At 49.1% G+C, this 12,169-nt stretch carries 7 protein-coding genes; 3 read left to right on the top strand and 4 right to left on the bottom strand.

The genetic code is table 11. From position 1 onward, the window contains the following. Positions 1 to 519: 519 nt before the first annotated feature. A complete protein-coding gene (locus BFC17_RS07315; protein WP_070175798.1) occupies positions 520 to 1,176 on the top strand; it encodes a dUTP diphosphatase in 657 nt (218 codons plus the stop codon). 108 nt (positions 1,177 to 1,284) lie between these two features. Here BFC17_RS07315 and BFC17_RS07310 read toward each other — a convergent pair whose 3' ends face one another. Continuing rightward, positions 1,285 to 1,653, bottom strand: a complete 369-nt coding sequence (locus BFC17_RS07310; RefSeq protein WP_070175797.1) for a hypothetical protein — start codon at positions 1,651 to 1,653, stop codon at positions 1,285 to 1,287. A 12-nt stretch (positions 1,654 to 1,665) separates the two neighbouring features. After that, positions 1,666 to 3,345, bottom strand: coding sequence for an AMP-binding protein (locus BFC17_RS07305; RefSeq protein WP_070175796.1), 1,680 nt, complete (start codon positions 3,343 to 3,345; stop codon positions 1,666 to 1,668). A gap of 253 nt (positions 3,346 to 3,598) precedes the next feature. On the opposite strand from BFC17_RS07305, the gene BFC17_RS07300 reads away from it, so the two are divergent. After that, positions 3,599 to 4,066, top strand: a complete 468-nt coding sequence (locus BFC17_RS07300) for a (2Fe-2S)-binding protein (protein ID WP_070175795.1) — start codon at positions 3,599 to 3,601, stop codon at positions 4,064 to 4,066. Further along, positions 4,063 to 6,321 carry a xanthine dehydrogenase family protein molybdopterin-binding subunit gene (locus tag BFC17_RS07295; protein ID WP_070175794.1) on the top strand — a complete coding sequence of 753 codons (2,259 nt, stop codon included), beginning with the start codon at positions 4,063 to 4,065 and terminating at the stop codon, positions 6,319 to 6,321. Before BFC17_RS07300 ends, BFC17_RS07295 begins: the two co-directional genes overlap by 4 nt. 51 nt (positions 6,322 to 6,372) lie before the next feature. Here the strand turns inward: BFC17_RS07295 and BFC17_RS07290 are convergent, their stop codons facing one another. Then, entirely contained in the window at positions 6,373 to 10,614 is a 4,242-nt protein-coding gene (locus tag BFC17_RS07290) for an EAL domain-containing protein (RefSeq protein ID WP_070175793.1), read from the bottom strand. A 223-nt stretch (positions 10,615 to 10,837) separates the two neighbouring features. Beyond that, entirely contained in the window at positions 10,838 to 12,136 is a 1,299-nt protein-coding gene (locus tag BFC17_RS07285) for a ribonuclease J (RefSeq protein WP_083271669.1), read from the bottom strand. Positions 12,137 to 12,169: the final 33 nt, after the last annotated feature.

Here is a 12,169-nt window from a genome sequence, read left to right as displayed (position 1 = left end):
TGCGGGAAATTAACTGGCCAAAATATAACCTGTACGTTATATTACTGCGAATCAGAATTTGGACATAAAAAAACCCATACAGACCTCAGGACACGAAAAATCTGTATGGGGAAGGTTACGGGCCACACTCTGACAACTTTGAGCCGGCGTTGCCTGGCACCGGCCAAAGTTAGCGCCAGAATTTAGCGCAGTTAACAAATTGGTTATTGCAGAATAAATGCCAAAATTTAAATTTATAAAAATCAATAACTTAAATAAAGTCGATCACTACCACCCCAACTTACACTTCCTCATTATGGTGCACGCGCTCATTAAAAGTGCATCAACGGTGCATAGCTGAAATGCACTACTGATCAGCCAGCTCAATATCAACCGAAGTTCATACCTGTCACACGCCATGCTAAACTAAGCGCAAATTAAGCAAACCGAAACGGTCACTGGTTAGTCTCTGCTTGTCAGGTTAATCGCGCACTCAGCACCACCGCCCGTTTCATTTATAAAAGTTAAAACAGGTAAAGTATGCTTACTCAACAACAACTTAATACTATGTTGTCTTTACAAAATAACATGAACATCAAGGTGAACCCGCAGTGGTTAACTGCCGGTTATGGCTACTTACGGGCAGCCATGGTGGAATCGGTGGAAGCCATAGAGCACCATGGCTGGAAATGGTGGAAGGCGCAGGAAAAAGATTTACCACAGCTACAAATGGAGCTGGTTGATATCTGGCACTTTGCTTTGTCTGCCAGCATTATCGATTACAGCGGCGACGTCGAAGCAACAGCCCATGCCCTGGCGGCACAACTGGCGCAACAGGCTGAGCCGGTGGTTACCTTTGATGGCAAAGACTACGCCCCATTGAAACAATCTTTGCTGGACAACCTGGAACTCATGGCGGGATTATGCGCAGCCAAACGCTTCAGTGTGCCATTATTTATGCACATTGTAGAACAATGCGAAATGTCCGGAGACGAGCTGTATCGTCAGTATGTAGGTAAAAACATTCTGAATTTCTTCCGTCAGGATAACGGCTATAAAGCAGGAACGTATCAGAAAACCTGGCAGGGTCGTGAAGATAACGAACACCTGGTTGAAGTACTGGCGGCACTGGATATTAACGCACCAGACTACGCCGATTTAGTGTATCAGGGTTTACAACAGCGCTACCCGGCCTGATAAGGTATCGCTATTCGCACAATCCTCTGGTTGCATAGCTGAAAACTGTCAGAGCAGGCTTAATAAGCATGCCTGTGCTGACAGTTCGACTAATATGGCACAAATTAATCAGTATTTTTCAGCAATGGCTTCGTAGCGCTGGCAGGCCGCTGTCTCGCCATCTGAATTCATTAGCTGGTCACAGCTCATCGATGCCAGAGAATTCAGGCAATCCGTGGCGGGCTCAACAATTTCATGGCCTTCGCCAACCTGTGCAATCACCGTGTACTGCTTACACATTTCTTCCAGCGCATTGGTCATCATGGCTTCCATTCCCGGTGGTAAATCTCCGGCTGCTGCCATTTGCTGCTTAGCGCACATTTTACTTTTTTCACACATTTTATGTGCTGCATCATTTAAAGCTGCAATGTCCGCCACAGCCTGCGAGGAACAGCACAACAATGCACTCGCCCAGATAAGCCCTTTGTTCAGTTTCATGGTACCTCCTTGTTAAACAGAATGATGTTGCCAGATGACCTTATCAGTATACGCCTGATGAATCACATCAGGGAAGCGTTCTTCCAGCACATGGCGTTTTACTTTTAGCGTAGGGGTTAATAAGTCGTTTTCGATGGTCCAGGGCTCAGCCAGTATCACCATATGATCAAGACGCTGGTGACTTTCGAGCTGACCATTCACCTTTTCCAGGGTGCGTTGTAAAGCATGAGTTATGTGTGACCGGGAATGTTCCTGAGCTTCCTCGGACAACACCAGCAGGGCAACAGGCTGAGCCAGACTGGCGCCGGTAACACACACCTGCTCTATAAAGGTATTTTCCATTAGCATTGCTTCAATAGGAGCAGGCGTTACATATTTTCCTTTGGCCGTTTTAAAAATGTCCTTAATCCGGCCCGTAATAGTGTAATAGCCGTCGGCATCGACAATAGCCTTATCGCCCGTGCGCAAAAAGCCATCGGCCGTAAGAGCCTCGGCGGTGCGCTGTGGATCCTGATAATAACCCTGCATATTGCCCGGCGATTTGGTTAGCAACTCCTGCTGCTCGGAAAGCTTGAGGGTAACATTGCCCCAGGGTACGCCAATACAACCAATCTTATCTTTTCTGAACGGCAGACAAGCAGTGCCGAGCGCGGCATTTTCGGTCATCCCCCACCCTTCACAAATCTCAATTCCCAGTTTTTCAAACCAGGCTGTGATCACCGGCGGCAAAGGTGCTGAGCCACTGGCGCACAGTTTAGTTTGAGCCAGCCCCAGACCATGGCGGATCTTGCGTTTAATTAAGCTACTGACCAGCGGAATTTTAAGCAGGATATTGAGTTTTGCCTGGGGTAATTTATGCAAGATGCCCAGCTGAAACTTGGTCCAGAGTCGGGGGACCGAAACAAACAGTGTGGGCTGACAATGCTGCACATCACGCTGAAAAGTGTCCAGCGACTCAATAAAATACAGTGTCATTCCTGATTGCAGTGCGGCCATTTCAATCAGTACCCGCTCGGTAATATGTGCCAGCGGCAGGTAACTGAGCAGGCGATCGGTATCATCCAGCCCAAGATCATGTTTCCCCTGGGCGCCAGCCCATGCCATGGCACCATATGAATGCATCACACCTTTGGGGTTTCCGGTGCTGCCTGAGGTATAAATAATGGTCATCAGTTCGTCAGCTGCTGGCAACCGGGATGTTGTCATCGCTTCACAGTGACAAAACTCTGTCCAGCTGTAAGTTGTTTTAAGGCCAGGATAAGGAAACGCGACGGTAGTAATCTTTTCGTCAATGGCGCTTAATTGCTTTTCGGCCTCGTCCAGTTTGCCCACAAAAACCAGCCTGACATCGGCATGGGCAAGCACATAGCGAATGGTATCGGTACCCGCTGTTGCAAATATCGGTACCGACACATGCCCGGCCAGCATTATAGCCAAATCGGTAATCACCCATTCAGCACAGTTTTTCGACAAGATCGCAATCCGGCTTCCGGGCTCAAACGCCATATTGGTAAGCCGCCAGGCGAGCTTTCTTGCCTGGGTTGCAACCTCCCGCCAATTGTAGGTCTGGTATTCGCCAGCTACAGGTTGGATCAGGAAAGGCTGATCCGGTGTGTGTTGTTCACGGTAATAAAAACACTCGAGCAGCGACATTGCAGAGTTTTGAGATTGAGATGAAGTCGCATCGGGCATTATGATTTCCACCTTTTTGATTTGATTATTGTTATTTTTTGCAGAATAGTTAACAAAGACTTTACAAAATCATTAGCAATAAAGCGAATGAATTAATATGATGAACGTTAAACAGCTGTTTTAAAACCGTGGTGGTGTTTATCGCCCCGTTTCGCGCCTTACCTTGTTTATATTGTGTCACCGGCGCATTCGTGTTTTTGTAATAATAGCTAATTTTGAAAAATTTACGTCCAGGCGCAACAAGAGGAACGTTATGAAAGTCACTATCAATGAACAGGAGTTTGACTACCAGGGTGATCCCAGTATGCCGTTACTGTGGTTTATCCGGGACGAACTGAAAATGACCGGCACCAAATATTCCTGTGGAATGGCCTTGTGTGGTGCCTGTACGGTCCATCTTGACGGTGAGCCTACCCGTTCCTGCCAGTTACCCATGGCAGCTATTGGCGACAAAGCCGTAACGACTATCGAAGGTTTGTCCAGTGACGGTTCTCATCCGGTGCAACAGGCCTGGCGAGAGCACAATGTGCCTCAGTGTGGTTATTGCCAAAGCGGTCAGATGATGCAGGCGGCGTCACTGGTTGATAAAAAGCAACCGGTCAGCGATGAAGACATCGAAAATCACATGGCGGGCAACATCTGCCGTTGTGGAACCTATCCGCGCATTCGTGCAGCGGTAAAATCGGCTGCCGAAGCCGTGGCGATAAAGGTGATCAAATGACAGATTCCACGATTTCTCAATCCCGTCGCGCGTTTTTAAAGCGCACTGCTACAGCGTCTGGTTTTACTTTAGGACTGGCGTTGTTACCAGCTACCCGTGGCCAGGCCATGTTTGCCAACGCGCCATCGGCCGAAAGCTTCGCGCCCAGCGTGTTTATCGAATTTGCTGAAGATGGCAATGTCATTATCACCTGCCACCGGTCAGAGATGGGCCAGCAGGTACGTACCAGTATTCCTCAAATCATTATGGAGGAACTGGGTGCCGACTGGCAGCATGTGACCATTAATCAGGCTACCGGAGACGCCAAATACGGCGATCAGAATACCGACGGCTCGCGCAGCGTTCGCCGAAACTTCCAGCGTTTACGTGAAGCGGGCGCAACGGCTGCATTAATGTTGTGTACAGCGGCGGCTAAAGGCTGGAAAGTAGACCCCTACGAATGTGTCACCGACAATCATTTTGTGGTGCACAAACCAAGCGGCCGTAAAGTGGCCTTTGCTGACTTAATCAGCGTAGCGGCAACGCTGCCACTGCCCAAACCAACCGACCTGAAACTCAAATCAAGAGATAACTGGACACAAATTGGTAAAGCGGTGCCCAGCGTAGATTTAACGGCAATGACTACCGGTACCGCAGTGTATGGTCAGGATATTGTTATGGACAACATGTGCTACGCCGTAATCCAGCGTCCGCCCGTGTTATTCAGCAAGGTAAAATCGTCTAACCAGGCAGAGATCAAAAAAATGCCCGGCGTGATTGATGTTATCGATATGCCCGCCGCCTCTGCCCCGGCCCTGTTTAACCCGCTTGGCGGCATCGCGGTACTGGCCAGTAACACCTGGTTAGCCTGGCAGGCTTGTAACGCGTTAAAAACCGAATGGGAAAGCAGTGAAAATGCGGCTTACAATTCTGAGGAATACCAGCAGGCGCTGCTGGATGAAGCAGCCAAACCCGGCGAAGTCATGCGCAAACTCGGTGACTTTGATAAGGCCACCAGCGAAGCGGCGAAAGTGATTGATGCCAGCTACTACGCGCCCCATCTGGCTCAGGCCCCCATGGAACCGCCAGCTGCAACAGCTGTTGTTACCGCCGACAGCGCTGAAATTTGGGCCTGCGTGCAGTCACCCCAGACCACCCGACAACAGGTTGCCGGCGCACTCAAAATGCCGCTGGAGAATGTCACCATAAACGTTACCTTACTTGGCGGCGGCTTTGGCCGTAAAGCCAAACCAGACTTCGCCGTAGAAGCTGCCTTACTGGCTAAAGCTGTGGGGCGGCCGGTTAAGGTAGTATGGCGTCGGGAAGATGACATCAAACATGGTTATTATCATTCCGTTAGCGGTCAGCGTCTTAGCGCAACCATTGACGATAACAGCAAGATAACCGGTTGGTATCACAAAACCGTTTTTCCACCCATTGCCTCGACCTTTAATCCTGCTGCCAACAAGCCTACCGATGGTGAACTGGATCTGGGCCATATGGACACACCATTTGACGTACCTAACCTGCAACTGGAGCGTGGCGAAGCCAAAGCCCATGTGCGTATTGGCTGGATGCGCAGCGTAGCTAACGTGTACCACGCATTTGCAAAAGAATCATTTGTTGCCGAGGTCGCTGATCAGCTCAAAGTCGATCACAGAGATTTTCTGCTTTCACTGATAGGCCCGGACAGACATATCGACTTTGCCGCCAGTAATGCTAAATACGGTAACTATGGCGATGATCTGAACGATTATCCGGTAGATACAGCCCGGCTTAAAAAGGTGATTACTGAAGTAACCGACATGGCCGATTGGGATAACCGTGAACAACAGGGTCGCTTTTTAGGTCTGGCCGCCCATCGATCATTTTTAAGCTACTCTGCAGCGGTTATCGAGGTCAAACTTAACAGCCGTGGCGAATGGACCATTCCTAAGGCTTACATCGCCATCGATGCCGGCACCGTGGTTAACCCTGATCATGTTAAAGCCCAGTGTGAAGGGGGACTGATTTACGGTATCAGTTGTGCTATCGGTCAGATTACGGCGCTGAATGGTGAAATAACCCAGAGTAATTTCCATAATTACCTGGTGGCGCGTATGCCACAAACGCCGGTCAGCATTGATGTCGAAATCATTCAATCTGAGGCCTTACCGGGCGGCGTGGGCGAACCACCAACGCCACCAGCAGCCCCTGCTCTGGCGAATGCTTTATATGCCGCCACTGGTCAGCGTTTCCGCAACCTGCCAATCCCGCTCAATATCAAAACAGCGTAATAGACGAACAGTCGGCCCCTGCTCTGACCAGGGGCCGACTGTTCAGCTTTTTCAGATAATTGGATTAAACGATACCAGCGGTGTCTGCCAGTGTTTGGTAAGAAGAGGTCTGACCGTTCGCGCGTCTACCGGTTTTGAGAAGTAGTACCCCTGCATTAAGCAACAACCGTGATTAAGCAAATATTGCAGTTGCTCGCTGTGTTCGATTCCCTCGGCTATACAATCCATCCTGAGGCTGTGTGCCAGGTTAATGGTGGTTTGTACCAGCGCATTTTCCTCCAGACTTTCTTTGACATCGTCAATAAAGCTCTTATCAATTTTAAGAATATCAAGGGGGAAACGACGCAAATAGCTTAAGGATGAATAGCCGGTACCAAAGTCATCCAGCGCCAGTTTAAAGCCAGCTTCACGAATTCGAATAAGCTCATTGAGTACTTCATCTGACTTATCAATCAGCACCCCTTCGGTTATCTCAAAACGAATGGCGGAATAAGGCAAACCGACTTCGTCCAGACGCGCCTGGATATATTCCAGATCAAAATGGGTTTTAAAGTGCAGCGCCGACAGGTTGATGGAGATATAGCCGGTAAAACCGTCACTATACCATTGTTGCAGATCATCAATGGCTACATCGGTCGCCTTGCGGGTTAGCTCAATAATATGGCGTAACTCTTCCAGCACCGGAATAAAGGCTGCTGGCGAAATCCACTCATCGCGGTAATGACAGCGTAATAGCAGCTCAACACCTTCAGTTTTGCCCGTTGTGATGTTAACAATGGGCTGATAGTAATTCTCGAATGCCTGTTCTTCGTAAGCCGATTTAACCAGGTTTTCCAGCGCTAAACGTTCAATGGCCCGCTCATTCATTTCCCTGGTGTAATAAATAAAGGCATTCAGCGTGCTTTTCTTGGCCGAATACATAGCCACATCCGCTTGCTTAAGCAGCTCAGCCGGTTCGGTTGCATCATCAGGGAAAAACGAAATCCCCACCGAACAGGATACCCGCAGCACTTCCTTACCAAGCGAAATGGGCGTTTCGATGGATTCAATCAGCTGCGCAACAAAACTGGATACGGCCACTTCGTTTTCAACTTCTTCCATGACGATAACAAATTCGTCACCGCCCAGACGGGCAACCGTGTCACTCTTAGATGCCAGATTGAGCATCCGGTTAGCGACGACCCTGAGCAGTTTGTCACCGTAATCGTGGCCTAAGGAATCATTTATACCTTTAAAGCGGTCAAGATCAACAAACAGCACAGCCACAGTATGCGAATGACTGGTTGCATTGGCGATTGCATGTTCCAGTCGGTCCAGCAACAGGCTGCGATTAACCAGCCCCGTGAGGTTGTCGAAATTGGCAATTTTAACCAGCTTACGCTCAGCATTCTTTTGCTCGGTAATATTGGAGATAACCAGCAGGAAATGCGTGCCTCCGCTTTCCTTATCCTCGCTCATACGGTTAATATCGATGAGTACATCATAGTGCCGCCCATCCGGCATCTGAATGCGATCCTCGCCTTTCCAGTAATCACCTTCAATTAACGAGTTAAGCTGTCCGGACAACTGCGCCTCGAGCTTAGGTACCCGTTGATAAAGTCTGTGAAGCTGCCTGTCGAGCCGCTCCGTGGGGGCAATACCAAATGCTTTTTCAAAGGCGGGATTGGCGGCTACGGGCATATGATCTTCGTCAAAAATGACCACCCAGTCACTGGTATGCCGAAACGCGTTGCCAAACAATTTAACCTGCTGCTGAGCCTGTTTCAGGCGCACTAGCTGTAAATGGCGGCTAATCAGATAAGCAAGAATGACAGACAATCCGATAAACGCATAAATGGTGTAAGCCAGAGGTGATAAGAACGGCGGATAAGCCACACTGATAATCAGCCCCGCAGGCAAAATGGCTTTTTCTCTGGCACGATACACCGGACTGACTTCAAAGCGGTATTCACCCGCCGCCAGTGATGGTAAGACAACCCGGCTATCGGTAGTGATATCCTCACTGAGTACCTGACTGCCTTTACTCAGGATATATTTAAACTGGGTGTCCCGGGCTCTATGGTATTCCAACGCTGAAAACTCAATGGTTAAACCATAATCGTCATGGTTCAAATCTAAGTGCATGTTCGCCAGGTTGTGCTTTGGCAGATTCAACTCTCTGGATGACAACCCGATGTCAGAAATAACCATTTGTGGTGTATCATCCACCAACATTTTGCTTTGTTGGTTATGGTTAAGTTTAATCGGGTCAAAGAACACCAGCCCTTTAGGCGAGCCAAACACCATCCGGCCATCCTGCAACTTTTGATTTGCGCCCTGATTAAATTCCGCAATACTTAAATCACGGCCGTATTCGTAACGGGTAAATTTCAGCTCTGACGGTGAAAAACGATGGAGCCCATTGAGTGAGCTAAACCAGAAATAACCTTCATCGTCTTTAAGTAAGTCAAAAAGCACGACAGCCCGTCCAAGCACGTCACGACCAAAATGATATCGTTGTTCGTAAGTTGCCGCGTCCAGACCAACCAGTCCGTAGCCGGGATAACTTATCCACAAAATATGGCCATTAAGGTTAACTTTGTCTGGTCTTAACTCAGCATTAACTAATCGTTCGGGCAGGCGGTGTAACTGATGAGCTTCGGTCGTGCCGGGGTTGTAAGCCCACAAGCCATCGTAGTTTGCCAGCAATATTTCCTCGTTATTAAGCGGATTAGTACCAATAAAATTGCTGGCGGTATTAAATGGCACCTGCTCTTCTAATTGATTCAGACGTTCTAAGACATTGGTTGCCTGGTTATAGCGATAGAAATGGTTAGCAACAAAATACAATTGTTGGTCAGGGCCGACGCCAACGCCGCTCACATACATGCTTTCGTCTTCGTCCAGGCCCATATTAAATGACTCATATTCGCCAGACGTCATGTCAAACCGCAGCATACCGTTATACGTAGATAACAGTAATTTATTTGCTTGCAGAGCCGGAAAAATCCTCTCGATAGTGTGAATACTGTAGGAGTCTGGCAGGCCGTCTTTAACAATGTAAAAGGTGCTTTGTTCAGTTTTGGGATTATAACGGGTCAGGCCATTATCTGAGCCAATCCAAAGTTGCTGTTGGTCATCTTCGTGTATTGCCCAAATCACGTTGTTACTGAGGGGCTTTTGGGTGCCATGATTTTGCAATATGCTGAAGTTAAAACTATTGGGCGACCAGTGTATGGCGCCATTTAAATAGGAACCAATCCACAAATCATTGTTATGAGTCAGCGCTATAGCCCGCACATCCTGACGCGACATGGCAACATCACCAACTGACGGTTCGAGAATAAAGTCAGCTTGCCATTGCCCCGCAACCCGAGCCACGCGTAATAGGCCGATATCCGAACCAATCCAAAGCAAATCCTTGTCCGGGCTTTCAATATCCCAGATATTACGCTTATCCAGGATCAGCCGGGCATCAGGTATCACGGCCGACGCGCTGCGATAAGCTTGCTTTACGGCATTCCAGGACATGGAGTATAAACCGGCTACCGTCCCCACCCAAAGCGTGCCATCGTCGGTAAGCCGCAAACGTTTGGTATTTGCATTGTCCAAATCCGGAGCAACATTCTGACGATGTTCTAATGCATGGAAATTAAGATTTTGCGGCGCATAGCGGGTAATTTTTAAGCCTTCAGAGGTGGCCAGCAACAACAAATTATCAACCAGCAACATATCGCGCAGGTAGGGCATTCGCTGCCCTTCTTCATACGGCAGGCGATACAGTATTCGATGCTCTTCGCTGGCCACATCGTAAAGTACCAGGGATTGTCTGAACAGGATCAGCATATTGCCGTCGGGTAACTCAATAAATTGCTCAGCGGTCTGGATCATTTGCGGATCATCATAATGCGCAAGTTCGAGCGCTTTAGACACAACATTATCGGTCAGATTAAAGATAAAGAGTCCGCGATAAGCCGCGCTGATCCACAGCCGTTGCTGACTATCCAGAAAAAGCTTATCGATTGCGGTAGAGGCCAGTATGTCGTTGTCTCCGACAATAGGGAGCACCCGGTTACCATCATAGCGGTCCAGGCCTTCATCGGTAGCAACCCACAAAAAATTATCCGTATCAACCAGCAGGTCACGGATACTGTCTTGCCTGAGGCCTTGTTGTGTAGAGAGTTCAGTGCCTACGGGATTCGCAATTAAAGGCTCTGTTGAGAGCTCGGCACTAACAGCATCCTGCGCTCCCAACGTCAGGCCAATTACCCACAGACTGAGCAAAACACAGGAAAGTAATAATTTACGCACCATTAATACAATCAACCTTCCCTGTTTATCAGGGTATTATTCTTGTCGCACGACAACCAGATACCATGACCAACGGACTAATATTCCGTAAGCCGTGATAGTAATCATACACTAAACCTGAAAATTCGCGCTAAAAATAGCCATCTATCAGTTATATAACTAACAGACAGCGTATAAGGGCAGTTTGCAGGGCACAGCTGCGTGAACGTCGTGAAGATTCGCTGGCTTATTGGGTGAGCGCAATCCGTCCGGCTTTGACCCGGTTGCGGCGGATCCCGGGCTGCGGTGCCAGTAAATACAGGTCGCCATTACGGCCAACATAAGTGCGCTGCACGCCCAGACTTTTGGCAATATCGGCATGCGCCTGTAAATGCTCAGGCTCGCCATGTACCGGGATGGCGATATAAGGTTTGGTCCACTGATACATCAGTTTCAGTTCTTCCTGACAAGGGTGGCCACTGGCATGAATCGGCACATCGCTGTCTTCTGACTGGATCACCTGCACCTGCTTTTTCTGTAGCTTTTCAATCAGCCGTTCAACCGCTTTTTCATTGCCGGGGATCACGATACTGGAAAAGATAACCGTGTCGCCAGCTTCCAGTTCGAAGAAAGGTGAGGCATCAATAGCCAGTCGGTTAACTGCGGCGCGGGGCTCCCCCTGACTGCCGGTCGCCACAACCAGCACTTCCGAGGGTGGCAGGTAACCTATATGAGATTTATCGACAATTTCCAGATCGTCCGGCCAATAGCCGGTTTTTCTGGCAACACCGAGCATGTTTTCCAACGACCGTCCGAGCAACGCCATATAGCGTCCGGTTTTTTGGGCTATTCTTGCCAGCGAAATCAAACGGGCAATATTACTGCCAAAGCAGCTTACCACTACTCGCCCGGTACATTGCTTAATCATGGTATTGAGGCCCTCACCACAGATCCGCTCAGAAATTGAAAACCCGGGTTTAAGCGCATTGGTGGAATCGCCTACTACTGCCAGCAACCCCGTATTGCCGAGCTGTCGGTACAGTCCGGCATCAAAGGGCTTTCCGCTAATGGGCTGGGCATCGATTTTCCAGTCAGCTGTATGTAATACCGTGCCTACCGCGGTTTCTATCAGCAGAGCCTGTGGCTCAGGAATTGAATGCGTGATGGCCAGCCAGTGAACCAAAAAAGGCCCTATCTGCACCTGACTGTCTGGCGTGATCACACGCACAGGCACCTTGCCCGCCAATCCAGCCTGAGCGAGTTTACGGTGCAGAATTTCGGCGGTAAAAGGGGTGGTATAGACCGGGCAGTTTAGCCGGGGCCAAATCGCCGCAACTGCGCCAACATGATCTTCATGACCATGAGTAATGACCAGCCCGGCAAGTTGCTCGCGCTGCTGGGTAATAAAAGCGGGATCAGGAGCCACCACATGGTGTTTACCAGCCGGCCCTGCATTCAGATAAGGCGCCACAAGGGGCTCATCAAATGTTACCCCACAGTCAACCATTAACCACTGGCCGGCGTGACCATACAGGTTCATATTCATGCCAATTTCGCCGGTGCCACCAAGCGGCAAAAA

Origin of the sequence: Marisediminitalea lipolytica, from assembly GCF_001758465.1 — a bacterium.
GTDB classification, from domain to species: Bacteria; Pseudomonadota; Gammaproteobacteria; order Enterobacterales; family Alteromonadaceae; genus Alteromonas; species Alteromonas lipolytica.
This window is presented reverse-complemented; position numbering and strand designations above follow the sequence as displayed.

Excerpts from the sequence above, each read along its gene's own strand:
- BFC17_RS07315 (WP_070175798.1), top strand. The coding sequence starts at position 520 with ATGCTTACTCAACAACAACTTAATACTATGTTGTCTTTACAAAATAAC.
- BFC17_RS07310 (WP_070175797.1), bottom strand. The coding sequence starts at position 1,653 with ATGAAACTGAACAAAGGGCTTATCTGGGCGAGTGCATTGTTGTGCTGT.
- BFC17_RS07305 (WP_070175796.1), bottom strand. The coding sequence starts at position 3,345 with ATGCCCGATGCGACTTCATCTCAATCTCAAAACTCTGCAATGTCGCTG.
- BFC17_RS07300 (WP_070175795.1), top strand. The coding sequence starts at position 3,599 with ATGAAAGTCACTATCAATGAACAGGAGTTTGACTACCAGGGTGATCCC.
- BFC17_RS07295 (WP_070175794.1), top strand. The coding sequence starts at position 4,063 with ATGACAGATTCCACGATTTCTCAATCCCGTCGCGCGTTTTTAAAGCGC.
- BFC17_RS07290 (WP_070175793.1), bottom strand. The coding sequence starts at position 10,614 with ATGGTGCGTAAATTATTACTTTCCTGTGTTTTGCTCAGTCTGTGGGTA.
- BFC17_RS07285 (WP_083271669.1), bottom strand. The coding sequence starts at position 12,136 with ATGAATATGAACCTGTATGGTCACGCCGGCCAGTGGTTAATGGTTGAC.